We start from the raw sequence: 18043 nt of genomic DNA, 5'->3' as shown, positions 1-18043 counted from the left end.
CTCCTATGCCGGCTCTTGCGCCCGCTCCAGCAGGCGTCGGAGGTCAAACTGGATCGCAGTCTCAAGGAACGACGGTTCCCGTTCCACGAGCGGGCCGCGCACATAGCGCGGCGCGTGAGCGAAGCCTGCGTTGACGGAGACGATCGCCAGAATGAACTTCTCCGGCTCGTGTAGCGAAGTAATGACCTCCTGGCGCGTGACCATCACGCGGTCCGCGCCGTCGATTCGCCCCTTGACCTCGATGAAGCGTAGATGCCCCGACCTAGGATCGTGGGACGCGATGTCGTAGCCAATCTTCTGGGCGGAGACGTCTGCCGGCTCGTTGCCCAGCGCGCGCTCGGCCGCCATGACAGCGGCCATCGCCGCAAGCTCGATCTCGCGGCGCGCGGCCGGGTCTTCTGCAAAATGGTTTGGAATGCTCGGCGCTTGGCGCTCTTGCAGCAACCCCCGGGGGATGACGACCATGCCACCCCGCACACGCGGGGGCTGCGACGAGATGAAACGCTCCCGCTCAAGTTGGTCCATGCGTCGCTTTTGCCGATCCGCCAGGTCTTCGGCGCGGCGCTGCGCGTTCTGCCAGTTCACCCGCGTCTTCTTACCGGCGCGCTCCTCCTCCTTCAGCTCGAAGGCGCGCGAGTCCCAGTAATTGATCTCCTTCTTGAGGCGTGCGCGTACCTCCTGCTCAACCTTTTCGATCTCGGGCAGACGCCGCGCCTTGACCTCGGCGACATGGCCTTGGGCCAGTTCGACTGTCGCAAACCGGATCGCGGCCTTCTCCAGATCAGTGGTCAGCCAACTCTCGTCCAGAAGGTCCCGCACGCTGGCGACCTCTTCCGGCGTGGCCGGCCGCAGATTCAAATGCGGCGCGATGCCGGCGTTGATGGTGTTTCCCGCCTTGTCGATCGCAGCGAACTGGAGCCGCTGCGAGATCACATGCGGCTTGCCTGCACTGGTGACGCGACCGTCCTGGACAACATGTTCCAGCAGGAAAATCGCCGACAGCGCATCACCCGCATCTGTGTCATCGACCAGGATCGCGCCCTGCCGCATGATCTGCTCATACTGTTCGCGGATCATGCTGATCACGGCTTCGAGCAGCGGATGGCCGGGACAAACGAAGGCGGCGACCGGCTGCTGGTTAATCTTGTCCTTCTCGAAGCAAATGCGCTCATACTGTGTCTGGAGCGGCGCGCCGGTCCCGATCTGGCGATCCCGTTCGCGGATCCGCACCGGGACATGCGTAACCTCCCAACGCCCTTCCTCCCGGCGTTTGATCTTGCCACCCAGATGCTGGAACGCTTCGACGAAGAAGCTCTGGATGTGATGGGGCTGTAGGCGCAGCGCCTCGGCGCGCTCCATTTCCAGCCGCAATTCCTCGACCCTCGCTTCCGGCATGGTGTCGTTGGTCAGGGCGCGGCGGCGCAGCAGCTCGAGCAAGTGCGCCTGATCGACCGCACCATCGACCTGCTGGAAAAGACGCGCTTTCACGTCCTCTTGCTCGCCATACTGGATCGCCTCGAACAACAGATCCTTCAGCGCCACGCCGTCGAACAATTCGCCGAGCACGTCATAGACACGGCCGCCCAGCGCCTCGCGCGCAGCTTCCAGTTTCTCCAGCAGCCGCGCGTAAACCTCGCCTTCGCGCGTATCGGCCGCGACGAGATTCCAGAGGTGGCAGACCTCCATCTGGCCGATGCGGTGGATGCGGCCGAACCGCTGCTCGATCTTGTTCGGGTTCCACGGCAGGTCGTAATTGACCATGAGATGGCCGCGCTGGAGGTTCACGCCTTCGCCTGCCGCGTCGTTGGCGATCAGGACCAGCATGTCCTTGTCCTGCATGAAGCGCTCGACGACCTTTCGCCGCTCTTCGCGCGACACGCCGCCGTGGATCACCTCGACGGCCTCCGGGTTGCCGAGCCGCGCCCGCACCTTGTCAAGCAGGTAGTGCAGCGTGTCCTTGGGCTCGGTGAAGATGATCAGCTTGCGGCGATTGCCGGCCGCGTCGATCATCAAATCGTCGTCGAGGATCCGGTTGAGCTGGCTCCATTTCGTGTCCACGCCCGAGCGCAGCACGCCGAGCGCCATCGTCTCCAGACCCTTCAGGGTCTCGACCTCCAGGGCAAGCTGCTCGACTGTCTCAGCCGTCGTCGCGCCTGTCGAGATCAGATCCTCAAGCTCGTCGATCTCCTCCTGACCATACTCCTCGATGTTCCGCAGCATGTCGGCGTTGATCGCGGGTTCGGTTGCGCCGGCCCTGCGACCCTTGGAGGCCAATCGGGCTTCGCCCAACTCGTTTTCCAGCCGTTCCCGGCGGCGCTTGAGGGATTGGTAGATGGCCGCTGGCGACGAGGCGAGACGCCGCTGAAGGATCTGCAAAGCGAAACCGACATTGTTGCGCTTCTTCCCGTCGCCCTCGGCAAAACGCTGCACACGGTTCATCTCGGTGCGCACATATTCGGTGACGGCGGTGTAGAGCGCAGCTTCCCCTTCCGACAGCTGATACTTGACCGTACGCGCCCGTCGCTCGGGAAACAGCGGCCGACCATCGAACTTGAGCAGTTCCTCCTTGGTCAGCCTGCGCATCATGTCTTCGGTATCGGCATAATGGACACCGTCGCGGAACCGGCCCTCGAACCGATCACCATCGAGGAGCGCCATGAAGAGCTGGAAATCCTCTTCCTTGCCGTTGTGCGGCGTCGCCGACATCAATAGCAGATGGCGGCAAACCTGGCCGAGCTTCTGGCCGACCTGATAGCGCCGCGTATATTTGACCTCCCCGCCGAAATAGGTGGCTGACATGCGATGGGCTTCGTCGCAGATGATCAGGTCCCATTCGCGCGCATTCATGAGCTTCTCCTGAAGCTCCTCATTGCGCGCCAACACGTCGAGACGGACGATCAGCCGATCCCGATCACTAAACGGATTTCCCGACCGCGAGTTCTCGATCATGTCGCGGGAGAGGATGTCGAATTCGAGATTGAACTTCTGGCCGAGTTCGTCCTGCCACTGCTCAACCAGGCTGCCCGGCGCAACGACGAGGCAGCGTTCCAGATCGCTGCGGGCGATCAGTTCCTTCATCAGCAACCCAGCCATAATGGTCTTGCCGGCGCCGGGATCATCGGCAAGGAGGAAGCGCAGCGGCTGGCGCGACAGCATCTCGCCATAGACCGCCGAAATCTGGTGCGGCAGCGGATCGACAAGGCTCGTGTGGATGGCCAGATACGGGTCGAAAAAATGCGCCAACTTGATGCGATTGGCCTCCGTCACCAAGCGCAGCAACGCGCCATCGGCATCGAACGACCAAGCCCGTCCGTTTTGTTCAACTTCAAGGCGATGCTCGTCGTCTCGGTACAAAATGGCCTCTGCCACCGCACCGTTGTGATCACGAAAAACGACACTGATCGCCTGGTCCCCGATCCAGTCGACGGAAACAACATGCACAGCCTGCGCCGAAGCCACGCCTCGAACAGACGCGCCGTTCTTAATCTCCTCAAGCTTCGCGGACATCATTCATCTCCCCGGGCACTCATAGCTGAAGCTCCGCTCGTTCAAGCGCGTCTTCAGTTTCCTTGCGATTTATTGTCACGATATGCTGAGTGTACGGACTTTGCTTTGCAGCATCACCAAGCAAACCAAGGCGTTTCAATACATAGAAGAGCATCGCATAACGAACCGTGAGCACGTCGTTGCCGTGATCTAATCCGTAATCTTTAGCGACAACCTGCTTCTGACTGGCCGTCAGAGCGGGATGCGGACCGATAATCACATCAAAATAATTGTTCCAGAGCCAGTCCCGCTCACCGAGTTCTCCCGGTTCACTCTTGGCACCAGCATCCAGAACGCGTGGCAGCAGGAAATCTTTGAACTTATGCTCTAGATGACAATAGGCTCGGGCGTGCCAGCGGAAACCATCATAGCCGAATGCGTGGGGTGTGATGCGACGCCAGATTGGGTCTGGCCGAGCCTTATTCATGGACTGATAGAAAATGTCGATAGAGACGCCTTCGCGGGTGGCGTCGAGAATCTTACGCAGAACAGCTATGTCTATGTCCCGTCGAGGTGTCATCGCGACATCAGCACCAGGAAAAACCGAAATCCACGAATCGCTTGCCGGCACAGAACCTTCGGCGATCGAACGAAGCTGCGAGAGGTAGATGTAAGGGTCAGGTTCAAGGAAACGCAGGACAAACCGTTCCGCGGCGACATAGCGCTTGGCACGCGTGTCATATTCCATGTTGCCCGGAGCGCGCTCCTGATACAGCGCCAAATCCTTGGACGCCTGCGGCACCGACACCCCAAACGTCTCAACGAGGGCGGCGCGGTTTATAGAGCCCTCCCAGAACAGTCGGAACTCGATGAATTCGAGTCGGCGCTCCACCCCCCACTTCAGCACCGTCGCGGCTTCCGCCATCGTGTTCGCCTCGCATCAGTCAGAATCAAAACTATATGGACAATCCAAAATAGTCCGTGTATTTACTATGCTCATTGCGGTCTGTCGTCAATGGGCGATCAGATTCGAGACGGGAGGCAGAACATGCTGCGGCAATGGCGTGAACGCCAGAGCGTCGGCATGACTCTCAGCCCAAAGACTGAGTCCGGGAGGAGGAGGACGTTTATGACCCTTTCGCATCGATCCACTCTGGTCGTTCATGGCCGCCTTGCCATGCGTGAGAGTCGCCTGGCGGCGGCCCGCAGCGGCCGGCACGGTCTTCAGATTATGTCTTTCGAACAGGCCGCGGTTCGGCTGGCGGGCGGCTTTGCGCGCCCCATTGATGACGACAGCCTGCGTGCGGCCATCCAAACAGCCCTGCCCGCTACCCCGATGGGGGAGCTAGAGGAAATCAAGGCTCTCCCGGGCATGATCGACGCGGCGGTCGGTACGCTTCACAAAGCATGGCGTGCGGGCATCAATCTTGCCACCCGCGGGGCCGACCATCCACGTCTCGCCGCTTTCGCGCGCTTGGAAGCTGCCGTTCTCGAGCAGCTTCCGCCTGGCATGATGCGACCGCTAGACATCGTCACGGCCGCAAACGCCCGTATCGCTCATGCGCAGACGGTCTTCGGTTCGATTGAAATCGTTGGGCTTACCGAACTCTCGCTCTGCTGGCGGCCGTTGCTCCAGGCCCTCACAGCTCATATCCCCGTGCAATGGACGGCCGGCCCAAGAAGCGTGCCATCATGGCTAGAGGGCACTGGCGTCACGATCGCGCGCGCACCGGAGCAGACGCCGGGAATCAGCTCCGTGAGCGCGGCGACGTCCTATCACGAGGCTATTGAAGCCATGCGCTGGGCTCGAAGACTACTCTCTTCGGGTGTACCGGCTTCGGAGATCGCCATCGCGACCGCTTCGCCCGCAGACTATGACGATCATTTCCTGGCCTTGCGCACCGATGCCAATATAGACCTGCACTTCGTCCATGGTATCCGCACTGTCACTACCCGCGAGGGCCAGGCTGCTGCGGCGCTGGCCGACATTGTGATCCGCGGCCTGTCGCAGTCGCGGCTACGCCGCCTCGCAGCGCTCTGCCGGGACAGCGGGCCTTTCGAGGCCCTGCCCGAAGGCTGGCTGCGGGTGCTGCCGACCGATGCGCCGCTTTCGACCCCGGAGGCATGGAATCGCCTGCTGGCCAGGCTGACGCCGGAGGATTGGCCCGACGGCGCCGACCACGTTGCGGCGCTATGCATGGCAGTCGAGACCCTTGTGAAAGGATCGGAAGCCGCCAGCGAGATCGGAGAAGCCTTCCTCAAGGGCCGCGCCCTCACGATCTGGCGCAAGGCGCTGCTCGCCGGTCCTGCTGCCTCGATCGATACGATATTGGAAACCCTGAAGCAGGACGACGAACTGGAGGCGTGCGTCTCTATCGCCTGGATGCCGGCCAGCGCGCTCGCGGCATCGCCCCGCCGCTTCGTTCGGCTCCTCGGGTTGAATTCCTCTCGCTGGCCGCGCGGAATAGCCGAGGATCGGTTGATCCCGCACCATATTATCCCGACCCCTGTGCTCGACCCTTTGCCAGTCAACCTCGCCGACCGCCGCGACTTCGATACGATCCTCGCGACGACAGCCGATACCGTTGTCCTGTCGCGGGCCCGACGTGACAGCGACGGGCGTCTGCTCGGTCGCAGCCCTTTGCTTGCCGGGCGCGGCGACGAAACCTATCTGCGCCGCAACGCGACGCCGGCGCACGCCTTCAGCGAGACCGACCGCCTCATGGCCCGGCCCCAGGAGTTCGCTGCCGATCCGCAAGCAGTAGGTGCGCTGGGCTGTTGGCGTGACTGGCGGCAGGCTGAGATCACTCCCCATGACGGGCTCGTGCGGGCGGATCATCCGCTCATTCTCGCCATCCTCGGCCGTACCCAGTCGGCCAGTTCGCTGCGCCGTCTGTTGCGCAATCCGTTGAGTTTCGTGTGGGTCTATGCGTTCGGATGGCGTGAACCGCAGAGCAGCGCCGAACCGCTTGTGCTCGACGCGCTCGGGACCGGCGATCTCGTTCACTTGGTTCTCGACCGCGCCTTGCGCGACCTCGAGACCGGAGAGGGGCTCGCCTCCGCCGACGCCGCGACTATCGAAGCCGCAATCGCGCGGGCTGCACAATCCGTCGCCACCGATTGGGAAAGCGAGCGCCCTGTTCCACCAGCTGTCATCTGGAGCCGTACGCTCGAAGACGCTCGCGTGCTGGCGGGCCGCGCCTTGGCTTACGGTGATGACGTCCATCCGGGCACACGCTCCTACGGAGAGGTGCCCTTCGGCGGCTCCGAGCCGAAATCTGAGGCAGAGACGCCCTGGGATGCTAATGCTCCGGTCGCTATCCCCGAAACGGGCTTCAACATTGCGGGCTATATCGACCGGCTCGACATCTCGGGCGATGGTAAGCGCACCCTCGTACGGGACTATAAGACCGGACGGCCGCCGCGCGGCGAGATACGTCTGAACGGTGGACGCGAGCTTCAGCGCTGTCTTTACGCCTTCGCGGTGAAGGCGCTTCTCGGCGACGATGTCGCCATCAGCGCCTCGCTGCTCTACCCGCGCGAGCCCGTTGATCTTCAGCTCGACGATCCCGAGGCCGTGCTGGCGGAGATCACAGGCTATCTGCGCGCGGCACGGTCGAGTCTCGCCGGAGGCGCGGCCCTGCCTGGCCCGGATACCGGCGGCGACTATGACGATCTCGCCTTCGCCCTGCCGGCCAATGCCAGCGCCACCTATTGCAAACGGAAAATGCCTGCCGCCACGGAGCGGCTTGGCGAAGTCGCTCAGGTCTGGGAGGCGGAATGATGAACAGCGGGTCCAAGGTACTGCAAGACGACGGTGCGCGCCGCGCCGCGATCAGCCTCCATGAACGCTCGATCCTGGTCGAGGCTGGCGCGGGCTCAGGCAAGACCGCCGTCATGGCTGGCCGCATCGCTGCCATGCTGGCCGAAGGCATCGCGCCGCGCTCCATCGCCGCCGTTACCTTCACCGAACTCGCCGCGAGTGAGCTTCTATCGCGTGTCCGCGAGTTCGTCGCCGATCTCTCGGTCGGCACGATTGCGACCGAGCTGCGCGTGGCATTGCCTGATGGGTTGTCCCAGGCTCATCGCGACAATCTCGCCGCCGCTAGCGCAGCGATCGACGAAATCACCTGCTCAACCATCCACGGCTTCTGCCAGCGCCTGATCAAGCCCTATCCGGCGGAGGCAGACATCGATCCTGGCGCAGGCGTCATGGATCGTAACCAGGCTGATCTCACCTTCCTTGAGATCGTCGATGGTTGGCTGCGCGAACGCCTGTCGGGCGGTCAAGGCGGTGTCCTGGCCGAGATGGTGCTGCACAGCCCCGGTGAGACCGTGGCGCTCATCCACAAGATCGCCGAAAATATGCGCCGGCGCCCCACACTCACGGCGCCGCCGGTCTCTTCACTTGACGACCGGCTCACGGCATTTCGGCAAGCCACAGCGGATTTCGCGAGCTTCATGGAAAGCGTGGCTGCGGCCGAGCCGGAAACGGTGACAATCGTCGAGCGGCTGACCGAAATGGCGGCCGACGTGGCGAACGGCCCTAATCCTGCGACGCCTGCCGGCCTTGTTAGGCTCCTGACCGCGCGACCACACCCGGACCTTTGCACCAAGACCGGCACTTTCGCGTCCTACCGCAAGAAGGGCAAATGGGCCGCTACGGCCAAGCAGGCTGGCTTCTCCAAGGCCGATGGCGACCGGCTGAACGACGCCGCCGAAACACACTACATCTCTTGTTGCGACGCTTGGGTCTCATTGGCGCAGGCCGTCGCCGGTCATGCCCTGGCCGCGCTGATCGACGAAGCGCGTCCGATCCTGCAACGCTACCGCGACCACAAACGCGCCAGCGCCCAGCTCGACTTCGACGATCTGATTTTTGCCGCTCGCGACTTGCTCCGCGACCATGACGCCGTGCGCCAAGCTCTGGGACACCGTTTCGCACATGTCCTCGTCGACGAGTTTCAGGACACCGATCCCCTGCAAACAGAAATCTTCTGGCGGCTGTGTGGTGAGCCGGTCGATGACGATGACGACTGGACGCGGTTCCAAATCCGGCCGGGCGCGCTCTTCCTTGTCGGCGACCCCAAGCAGGCGATCTATCGTTTCCGGGGCGCCGATGTCGGCGCCTATGTGCAGGCACGTGATGCCTTCCACGCCCAGGACGCCGACAGTCTCTTGTCGATCTCAACCAATTTCCGCTCCAGCGCCTCAATCCTCACATTCGTCAATGAGCGATTTGAGGCCGTTCTCTCGGCCGATGGCCAGCCGGGCTTCACCGCTCTCGACCCGTTCCATGACGATCGGGGCGGCCTGTGCGTGGCGGCTCTCGACATCGCCGTGGCCGACGAAAACGGCAAGGCCAGCGCCGAACAGCAGCGCGACGCCGAAGCCGACGCCATCGCCGAGCTGTGCGCCCGGCTCATCGAAAGTCACACCATCATCGACTGTCGCAGCGGCGCAGAGCGCCCCTGCCAGCCGGGTGACATCGCCTTGCTGGCGCCAACGGGCGCGGAGCTGTGGCGCTATGAGGAAACCCTGGAACGCCGCGGCATCCCTGTCGCGACCCAGGCCGGCAAGGGGCTGTTCCGCCGCCAGGAGGTGCAGGATCTGATCGCGCTGACCCGCGTTCTGGCTGACCGCCGCGACACGCTGGCGCTCGGCGCGCTGCTGCGCGGGCCGCTGGTTGGCCTCACCGAAGAAAATCTGCTGGACATCATCTGGGGACTTCCCCGCTCGGAGGAACAACCGGATCGGATTCCGCGCCTGGACCTCAGCATCGACCCTGCTGTCATCATGCATCCGCTCGCGCGCGATGTCATCGAGCGGCTGCAATCGCTCTCCCGGCGTGGCAACAGCACGACCCCGCACGAGCTGCTCTCGCAGGCCGTAGACGTGTTGCGCGTCCGTCCGCTTCTCCTCGAGCGCCATCGCGGTCAGGCCGAGCGCGCGCTCGCCAATGTCGATCTCTATCTCAGTCTGTCGACTGGCTACGCCGTGCGCGGCCTGCGCGCCTTCTCCGAGGCTATGACAGCGGCGTGGTCCGACGAGGCCCGCGCAGTTGAGGGACGACCCGACGCGCAGGAGGAGGCGGTAGCGCTCTTCACCATGTACGCGGCCAAGGGGCTGGAATGGCCTATCGTCATTCCGATCAACACCATGACCGGCGTCATGGCGCCCGACAACGCCATCATCGAACGTCAGACCGAGACCTTCTATTGCCCAGTCCTGGGCGTTACGCCCGAGGGCTACGAAACAGCGCGCCAAGCAGAGAAGGATGAGCTGGATCGCGAACGTATCCGGCTTTGGTATGTCGCAGCCACCCGCGCCCGTGAACTCCTCGTTTTGCCTCGGCTCGATGTCGCACCCTCGAAATCGGCCTGGATCGGTCTCGTCGACCTGTCGCTGGCCGACCTGCCAGGTCTGGACGTATCTCACCTGCCTGCCGATCTCGCAGCCGCCGGTGCGAGCGCAGACAACACCCAGACACGCGTGAGCTTTGCCGAGGAAGCCGAAGCCATCGAAGCCGCGCAGGCGCGGTTGACCTGGCTTGCGCCCAGCCGTGACGAAAATGCCGCCGGGACCGTACTGCGAGAAGAAGAAACCTCCCTCTGGACGGGATCGTCCGATGACCCCGGTCCTGTGCTGGAAACCGCTGCCCTCGTACAGGGCGGCCGCGAGCGCGGGCTGATCCTCCACAAGCTCATGGAAGAGGTGCTGACAGGTGAAGTCCAAGAAGCGGAAGCCGCCCTGACCAAACGAGCTGGCGAGCTTATCCGTGCCCTCGGCAAGGCTCCGGCTGCCGACGCGGCGATAGGACTGTCGGCGCTGGAATTGGCGGCCTGCGTGACCCGAACTCTCGCTTTGCCTGAAATCAAAGCCTTGCGGCTGGAACTTGTTGCCGAATTTCCTGTCTACGCCGCACAGATGTCCGACGGCGTGGAAATCGCAACGGCCGGGATCGCTGATGCCCTGACCCTGACGGCCGAGGGACGCCCCGCCGTCGTCGTGGACTGGAAAAGCGATGTGACGGCGGAGGCGGAGACACTCGATCATTATCGCGCGCAGGTTAGGGCCTATCTCGATATGACCAGGGCAGAGCGCGGCTTGATTGTGCTGATGACACCCGGAGTGGTCATACCAGTTCTGCCCACTCGAAGTTCCGCGTTGTAACGCTGTTCAAACAGGCAATCTTATTCGAACATCAAACACAATTACTTCGGTGCGGGGGAGGCAACAGGAACGATGAGCGCATTAGATACGGTGCATAATCCAGATCGTTTTATGGCGGATCTTCGCCAGATCTTGTCGCAAGGTCGCAAACGCATTGGTGTTCTAATCGGCGCGGGTGGCCCCCTATCCGTAAGAGTAGATGCACACGGCAAACTTGACCCCACAGGTCAGCCGCTGATCCCGGGTGTAAATGTTCTGACAGACCGGGCGTTGGTTCACCTTACTGGAACGGAAGCAACCGCAGCGGCTGCAATCCGCAACTCGCTGCCGGATGGCGGCAACATCGAGACCATATTGTCCAAGATTCGTCTCCTTCAGACAGCGCTGGGGGACACGCCAATGCACGGGCTGGATGGTGCAGGCTATGCTGGGTTGGGGAAGTCGATTTGCGCAGCTATCGGAGAGATCGTCGGCGCCAAGCTACCCGAAGGTCGAACTCCATATCACGAACTGGTCTCTTGGGTGAGCGGTACGCAGCGAGCTCATCCCGTAGAAATATTCACGACAAACTACGACCTATTGATTGAATCCGCCTTCGAGCAGGCAAAAGCACCGTATTTCGACGGCTTTTCTGGGGGGCATGCACCCTTTTTTGATCCGGTCACTGTGGCAGGCAACGATTTGCCCCCGCGTTGGTCGCGCGTTTGGAAACTGCACGGATCACTGGGCTGGAAAAGTGACAATGGAACTGTGGTGAGGAGCGGAGGTGCAGATTGTACCGAACTCGTATACCCGGACCATCTGAAGTACGATCTCACTCAGAAGCAGCCTTACGCGGCGCTGTTCGAGAGACTGAAGCGGTTTCTGCTGACCCCGGACACGGTGCTTCTGACGACGGGATTTTCGTTTCGAGATGCCCATATCTGTGCAGTGCTGGGCGAGGCGCTCGCAATGAATGCCAATGCAGCGGTCATTGCGTTGCAATTCCAGACTCTTGCTGAAGAGGAACCCGCACGGAAGCTTGCGTTCGAACACCCAAACCTGTCAGTTTATGCCTCAGATGCTGCTGTGATCGGCGGTATTCCTGGACAGTGGCGATTGGGTGATTTGCCCAAGAACTGGGGGGATATCCGTTCCAGTTTCTGGGGCAAACGTGGCAGCGGAGATGCCTTTCTCCTGGGCGACTTTGCAAGTTTTAGTCGCTTCTGCGCGCTGTCCTACTCGCCGGACCTGGCTCGCCAAGCTGCCGCGGGTCTCGCGACTGACGGCAATGATCCGACCGAGGTGCCGGCATGAGTGCAACCGACCCTACTTATCTCGGAAGGGTAAGTGCTGTTTCCGGCTCGACCATCACCGTAAGGCTGGCAGAATCCCTCTCGTCCGGACTGGCAATGATAGCTGGTCATACCTACCGCGTCGGTCAGGTAGGGAGCTTTGTCCGTATACCTCTTGGATATCAGGATCTCTATGGTGTTGTTGCCGAGATTGGGGCAGGAGCTGTGACGGATGCCGTTGCCGTTCTGGAAGCCGAGGGGCAGGACACCGGGCGCTGGATGCGGGTCGAGCTGGCTGGCGAAGCCACAGGCGAATATTTTGAGCGTGGCCTCAGTCAACATCCCAATGTTGATGATGCAGTCCATTTGGTGACCCAGAAAGATCTCCTCCGCATATATGGCGGGACAGAGGAAGATCAGGTCGAAATTGGAACGCTTTCAAGCGCCGAGAATATCATTGTGCGTTTGTCACTCGACGCGCTGGTCACTCGCCACAGCGCCATCGTCGGTTCGACCGGCTCAGGTAAGTCAACCACTGTTGCGAGTATACTGCGTTCCATAGTTCGCTCGTCGGAGAGTGTCGCCACTAGCGGCGCCCGCATTCTTCTACTGGATGTGCACGGGGAGTATTCCGCTGCACTCGGAGATCTCGCCAAAACGTTCAGTGCTACGCCGTCCCCCGGTGAGGAGCCTCTGTTTGTGCCCTATTGGGCGCTGGAAGCTGAAGAACTGCTCGACTTCATCGCTGGCAGCCTCAGCGACAATCATCTGATGGCGTTTACCGACAAGATTCAGGAGTTGAAGCAAAACCGGCTGGGCGCTGGCGCACTGCCCGGGCTCGACCCTCAATCCCTCACGGTTGACAGTCCGGTGCCGTTCTCGCTGAAGCAGCTCTGGTATGACCTGATTGACTTTGAAACAGCCACATTCACCGGGCCGCAGCGCGACCAGCCTGCACTCGAAGCGGCGGGCAACCCGGTAACTTTAACCGCTCCTCGATACACTCCGCACGCTATGGGAGCTGCCGGGCCGTTCCTCAATCAGGCCGCTAAGGGCATCCGCCGCCCGCTCAACCTGCTGCGCTCTCGTCTTCTGGACCGGCGGTACGACTTTGTCCTCCATCCCGGCCCTTGGGAGCCCGACCTCGCTGGGCAAACGGCACAGGATCTTGATACGCTGCTCGCCGGCTGGCTTGGTCACGACCGTCCAATCACAATCCTTGATCTCTCCGGCGTACCCAGCAGCGTCTTGGTCCGGCTGATTGGCTCCATACTCCGCGTTGTCTACGAGGCGCTCTATTGGAGCCGGGAAAAGACAGAAGGTGGCGTGCTCCGGCCTCTGCTGATCGTGATGGAGGAAGCCCATCGGTACGTGAGCCCTGACAGCGGCAACGTCGCTGCTGACGTCGTGAAGCGCATCGCAAAAGAGGGTCGCAAGTATGGAGTTGGAGCCATGCTCGTCTCGCAGCGCCCTTCCGAAATCGATGAGACTATCCTCTCCCAGTGTGGAACGCTCATAGCACTGCGCCTCTCCAACCCAGCCGATCGCGGTCGCGTGAAGGGTGCTCTTCCTGACAATTTATCAGGCCTCATGGACCTACTGCCCGTCTTGCGGACGGGGGAGACCATCATCTCTGGCGAAGCCGCACGACTGCCCGTGCGTTGCCGTGTATCGCTTCCCCCGGCAGATCGCTTGCCCCGCAGTTCTGACCCAGAAGTAAGCGCAGCTTGGCGGACCCGTCGTGTGGCGGAAGGCTATGATCGCATGGTGGCGTCGTGGCGGGCGCAACGAACAACCGCTGTCGTACGGAACATTGCAATAGATCGAACTCCCATCAACGAAGATGAGCAATAGGAAGACATATGCTTAGAGACCCTGTTTCCTCCAGCAACATCGCGTCCATCGGCTACGATCCCGGTAGTGAAACGCTGGAAATCGAGTTCACGAACGGCTCGATATACCAGTATTTCAACGTACCTGCCGGATTGCATGAGCAGCTAATGGCGGCTCCGTCAAAAGGGCAATTCCTCAACACCTATATTAGGAATGCATATCCGTATTCACGTGTTGGATAAGTGCAGCATCGGTGCTGCCTGGTGGTTCGCTTGTAGCGGAAACGACTTTCGTCGCACGAGTTTTCCGGTTCCAGAGCGGGCCTCTTGTGGGTAAAGTAAGTTGTCGTCATTCGATCCTTGCGCCGGGCGTGCTGTTCATCTGAAGATACTTTAAGCGCTTATAATTTGAGAGCATATTGGGGGAAAGCTTTCCCCCTGGTCGGCACTGGCGTTGCCGACGCACCCCCATCAGCGGGGAGACCCCGCAACGCCCCCTTGAGAGTGAGAGTGCGGACGGGTTTTCCGTGACGGGTTGAGGGCTGGAAGAGAGGCTTCCGGCGCCCGTCGCGGAGATCATCCCGATGGCCAGACATGATCGCAGCCCCGCAGAAGGCGGCGCGCGCAGCAACCTTTACGACGACATCACCAACAAGATCATCGCCGAGCTGGAGCAAGGGCGTCTCCCCTGGGTCCAGCCCTGGGGTGCGTCGCTCGATACCGCCCCGCCGGGCCTGCCGAGAAATGCTTCAACCGGCCGGTCCTATTCAGGCATCAATATTCTCATTCTCTGGGGCGCTGTCATCCAGCATGGCTTTCCCGGTCAGGCGTGGCTGACTTTCCGCCAGGCGCTGTCGCTTGGCGGCAATGTCAGGAAGGGGGAGCGCGGCACCACCGTCGTTTATGCGGACCGCTTCACGCCCGATGACGAAAAGCGCCGTGCCCGCGAGACGGGTGAGGATGCGCATGCCATTCCGTTCCTGAAGCGGTTCACGGTCTTTAACGCCGCGCAATGCGATGGTCTGCCTGATGACATCACGGCAGTCGTGCCGCCGCCGCTGGGCCTGATCGAACCTCGGGTCGAGGCGCTGATCCGTGCCACCGGCATCGATTTCCGTATCGGTGGAAATCGCGCCTTCTATATGCCGTCGCTCGACTATGTGCAGGTGCCGCCTCCGCAAGCCTATTTCGAGCCGATCAACTGGCACAGGACGGCCCTGCACGAACTGGGTCACGCCAGCGGCCACCACAGCCGTCTCAACCGAGATCTGACAGGTTCGTTCGGTTCGAAGAAATACGCCTTCGAGGAGATGATTGCCGAGCAAGCTGCGGCCTTCAGCTGCGCCGCGCTCGGGATCGTGCCGACCGTCCGCCATGCCGATTACATCGGGTCGTGGCTGGAGGTCATGCGCGAGGATTCCCGCGCCATTGTCCGCGCGGCTTCGCAGGCCAGCAAGGCGGCGGACTGGCTGCTGTCGCATCTGCCGGCCGAGGACACCGTGGAGTCGGATGCCAGCGTAACCGACCGGAGGGCTGCGGCATGATCCTCCTGACCGGCACACAGCGCGACCGTCTGCTCGCGAACGGTCGCCAGCGCGATCTGGATCACATCCCGGTCGTGAAGTTCTTCAACCCCCTCGGCGAGGGCGTCTGGCTCGCTACCGAACTGGATGAGGGTGGCGACATCATGTTCGGCCTGGCCGATCTCGGTTCTCCCGAACTGGGGTCGTGGAGCCTGAGCGAGATGCAGTCAGTCCGGCTGCCCTTCGGCATGGGCATCGAGCGCGATCTGCTGTTCACCGGCGATTTCCCGATCTCGGTCTGGGCCGAGGCCGCCCGCGAAACCGGCAGCATCCGCGCCGCCGAGCGTCTGCTCTACCGCGTCGACGCGAGCTTTTCCCGTACATCCGCCGATACAGAAAACCGGAGTGCCTGACTTCCGGGTTTCAGGTTCTGCGGCTGGCGTCGCTCTCTTCAGAGGAAGAGGGCGGCGCTTCGCTTCGTGACGGGCTGATAGCCGGAGAGAGAGGCTCACCGGCGTCCGTCATGGAGTAACTGACATGGCCACTGCCGTTCAGAAGATCACCCTGTCGTCCTCGCGCGACATTCCCTTCAACAAGCTGGTTCTCAGCCAGTCCAACGTCCGGCGCGTCAAAGCCGGGATCTCGGTCGAGGAACTGGCCGAGTCCATCGCTCGTCGCGGCCTGATCCAGTCCCTGCATGTACGCCCGGTCGTGGATGCCGATGGCAAGGAAACCGGCATGTACGAGGTGCCTGCCGGCGGTCGCCGTTTCCGCGCGCTCGAACTGCTGGTCAAGCAGAAGCGCCTCGCCAAGGTCGCGCCGGTTCCGTGCGTGGTGTCGGAGGCCAGCGCCGATGTGCTGATCGACGAGGTTTCGCTCGCCGAGAATATCGAGCGCGCACCGCTGCATCCGCTCGACCAGTTCCGCGCCTTCCAGGCCATGCGCGACAAGGGCATGACCGAGGAAGCGATCGCCGCTGCCTTCTTCGTGGACGCCAAGGTGGTGAAGCAGCGCCTGCGTCTGGTTTCCGTCTCACCGGCATTGCTCGACGTCTATGCCGAGGACGGCATGACGTTGGAGCAACTCATGGCCTTCAGCGTCAGTTCTGACCATCCCCGGCAGGAGCATGTCTGGGAAGCGATCAAGGATGGCTGGCAGAAAGAACCCTACCACATCCGCCGCCTGCTGACCGAAACCACGGTCCGCGCCGCCGACAAGCGGGCAGTGTTCGTTGGTATCGAGGCCTATGAGGAGGCTGGCGGCTGCGTGCTGCGCGATCTCTTTCAGCAGGACGATGGTGGCTGGCTGCAAGATCCGGTGCTGCTCGGCCGGCTGGTGGGCGAAAAGCTGAAAGCGGAGGCCGAAGCCATCGCCGCCGAGGGCTGGAAATGGATCGAGGTCGCCATCACCTTTCCCTATGGTCACGATCATGGCCTTCGCCAGATTGTCGGCACTACGGTCGATCTGAGCGAAGAAGAGCGCGCCACCCGCGAGGCATTGCGCGACGAATATGACCGGCTTGAAGCCGAATATGGCGAGGCTGACGAACTGCCTGACGAGATCGACGCCCGCCTGGGTGAGATCGAACAGGCGCTGGAAACCTTCGAGCGCCGTCCGATGACTTTCGAGCCGGAACAGATCGGCATGGCGGGTGTCTTCATCAGCGTCGACGCCGATGGCGCATTGCTGATCGAACGTGGCTATGTTCGCGCCGAGGATGAAGCGCCTGCGGGACCGGAGGCGGAGATCGTTGACCCGGAAACCGGCGAAGTGATCCAGCGGGCAGAACCGGAGGCAAGCCGCATGCGTGCGGTTATCACGCTGGGCGGCCAGCCGGTCGAAACGGAGGAGGAAGACGAGGGAGACACCATCAAGCCGCTGCCCGATCGCCTAGTCAGCGAACTGACTGCGCATCGCACGCTGGCGCTGCGGGATGCGGTGGCCGTGAACCCGCATGTCGCCATGATGGCACTGCTCCACCGGCTGGTCATGGATTGCTTCATGCCGCATTCCAGCAAGGGATGCCTCGAAGCACAGGTCCGGGAGGTCCATCTGCCCGCACAGGCCGAGGATCTGCGCGATAGCGCGTCGGCCAAGGCCATTGCAGACCGGCACGAACGCTGGGGCGATCATGTTCCGGCAGACGATGCTGCACTTTGGGATTGGCTGACCGATCTGGATGATGGTTCGCGCATGGATCTGCTCGCCCATTGCGTCAGCTACGGTGTCAACGCGCTCTATGAAAAGCCCAACCCCTATAGCGGCACGGGCGTCAGTCAGCACGGGCTGGACATCCGCCTGTCGCAGGCTGACCGGCTCGCGCGTTCGACCGGCCTCGACATGGTGGCGGTGGGCTGGCGACCGACCGTCGGCAACTATCTCGGCCGCGTGACCAAGCCGCGTATTCTTGAGGCCGTGCGCGAAGGGGCCGGAGACCGGGCTGCCGATCTGATCGGGCACCTCAAGAAGGGCGACATGGCCAAGGAAGCCGAACGCCTGTTGGCCGAGACTGGCTGGCTGCCTGAGCCGCTGCGCATGGTGGACGATGGTATCGACGTCGATCCGGCATCGGGCGCTGTGGCGGAAGTCGATGATCTGCCCGATTTCCTCTCGGGTGATGGCGAGGACGACCCGGCTGACGACGAGGAAGAACAGCATATGGTCGCTGCTGAATAGCACTCATGCGGGGCGGCTTCGGTCGCCCCGTTTATCACCCGCCATTTCCGCAACTCGCCCGGTCCTCGTGATCGGGCTT

At 62.2% G+C, this 18043-nt stretch carries 10 protein-coding genes; 8 read left to right on the top strand and 2 right to left on the bottom strand.

Going from position 1 to position 18043, the window contains the following annotated elements; all coding sequences use genetic code 11:
- Positions 1–3 precede the first annotated feature (3 nt).
- On the bottom strand, positions 4–3507 hold the full coding sequence (locus GNP00_RS08385; RefSeq protein ID WP_166015909.1) for a helicase-related protein: 3504 nt from the start codon (positions 3505–3507) through the stop codon (positions 4–6).
- A gap of 19 nt (positions 3508–3526) precedes the next feature.
- Positions 3527–4411: a BrxR family helix-turn-helix transcriptional regulator gene (locus GNP00_RS08380; RefSeq protein WP_166015908.1), complete on the bottom strand. Its 885-nt coding sequence runs from the start codon at positions 4409–4411 to the stop codon at positions 3527–3529.
- A 204-nt stretch (positions 4412–4615) separates the two neighbouring features.
- Between GNP00_RS08380 and GNP00_RS08375 the strand changes: the two genes are divergently transcribed.
- The 8 genes from GNP00_RS08375 (at position 4616) to GNP00_RS08340 (ending at position 17964) form a co-directional block, all read left to right on the top strand.
- Positions 4616–7270, top strand: coding sequence for a PD-(D/E)XK nuclease family protein (locus GNP00_RS08375; RefSeq protein WP_166015907.1), 2655 nt, complete (start codon positions 4616–4618; stop codon positions 7268–7270).
- Positions 7270–10659, top strand: coding sequence for a UvrD-helicase domain-containing protein (locus GNP00_RS08370; protein ID WP_166016028.1), 3390 nt, complete (start codon positions 7270–7272; stop codon positions 10657–10659). The genes GNP00_RS08375 and GNP00_RS08370 overlap by 1 nt, the downstream gene beginning before the upstream one ends.
- 72 nt (positions 10660–10731) lie before the next feature.
- Positions 10732–11955, top strand: a complete 1224-nt coding sequence (locus GNP00_RS08365; RefSeq protein WP_244980383.1) for an SIR2 family NAD-dependent protein deacylase — start codon at positions 10732–10734, stop codon at positions 11953–11955.
- Positions 11952–13787: an ATP-binding protein gene (locus GNP00_RS08360; RefSeq protein WP_166015906.1), complete on the top strand. Its 1836-nt coding sequence runs from the start codon at positions 11952–11954 to the stop codon at positions 13785–13787. Before GNP00_RS08365 ends, GNP00_RS08360 begins: the two co-directional genes overlap by 4 nt.
- Before the next feature lie 8 nt (positions 13788–13795).
- The gene (locus GNP00_RS08355; protein WP_084758556.1) at positions 13796–14008 is read left to right on the top strand and encodes a KTSC domain-containing protein; all 213 of its coding nucleotides are present in this window, start codon (positions 13796–13798) and stop codon (positions 14006–14008) included.
- Positions 14009–14349: 341 nt separating this feature from the next.
- Entirely contained in the window at positions 14350–15309 is a 960-nt protein-coding gene (locus GNP00_RS08350) for an ArdC family protein (protein WP_207634020.1), read from the top strand.
- Entirely contained in the window at positions 15306–15701 is a 396-nt protein-coding gene (locus GNP00_RS08345; protein WP_166016025.1) for a DUF2958 domain-containing protein, read from the top strand. Before GNP00_RS08350 ends, GNP00_RS08345 begins: the two co-directional genes overlap by 4 nt.
- Before the next feature lie 124 nt (positions 15702–15825).
- Positions 15826–17964, top strand: a complete 2139-nt coding sequence (locus GNP00_RS08340; RefSeq protein WP_166015905.1) for a Spo0J and enkurin domain-containing protein — start codon at positions 15826–15828, stop codon at positions 17962–17964.
- Positions 17965–18043: the final 79 nt, after the last annotated feature.

It is taken from the genome of Chelativorans multitrophicus, from assembly GCF_011317445.1.
Classification (GTDB): Bacteria; Pseudomonadota; Alphaproteobacteria; order Rhizobiales; family Rhizobiaceae; genus Chelativorans; species Chelativorans multitrophicus.
The sequence above is the reverse complement of the archived record's forward strand: the minus strand, read 5'-3'. Positions and strand labels throughout refer to the sequence as shown.

Coding starts and splice junctions, on each gene's coding strand:
- GNP00_RS08375 (WP_166015907.1), top strand. CDS start 4,616: ATGACCCTTTCGCATCGATCCACTCTGGTCGTTCATGGCCGCCTTGCC.
- GNP00_RS08355 (WP_084758556.1), top strand. CDS start 13,796: ATGCTTAGAGACCCTGTTTCCTCCAGCAACATCGCGTCCATCGGCTAC.
- GNP00_RS08340 (WP_166015905.1), top strand. CDS start 15,826: ATGGCCACTGCCGTTCAGAAGATCACCCTGTCGTCCTCGCGCGACATT.
- GNP00_RS08365 (WP_244980383.1), top strand. CDS start 10,732: ATGAGCGCATTAGATACGGTGCATAATCCAGATCGTTTTATGGCGGAT.
- GNP00_RS08380 (WP_166015908.1), bottom strand. CDS start 4,411: ATGGCGGAAGCCGCGACGGTGCTGAAGTGGGGGGTGGAGCGCCGACTC.
- GNP00_RS08360 (WP_166015906.1), top strand. CDS start 11,952: ATGAGTGCAACCGACCCTACTTATCTCGGAAGGGTAAGTGCTGTTTCC.
- GNP00_RS08350 (WP_207634020.1), top strand. CDS start 14,350: ATGGCCAGACATGATCGCAGCCCCGCAGAAGGCGGCGCGCGCAGCAAC.
- GNP00_RS08345 (WP_166016025.1), top strand. CDS start 15,306: ATGATCCTCCTGACCGGCACACAGCGCGACCGTCTGCTCGCGAACGGT.
- GNP00_RS08370 (WP_166016028.1), top strand. CDS start 7,270: ATGAACAGCGGGTCCAAGGTACTGCAAGACGACGGTGCGCGCCGCGCC.
- GNP00_RS08385 (WP_166015909.1), bottom strand. CDS start 3,507: ATGTCCGCGAAGCTTGAGGAGATTAAGAACGGCGCGTCTGTTCGAGGC.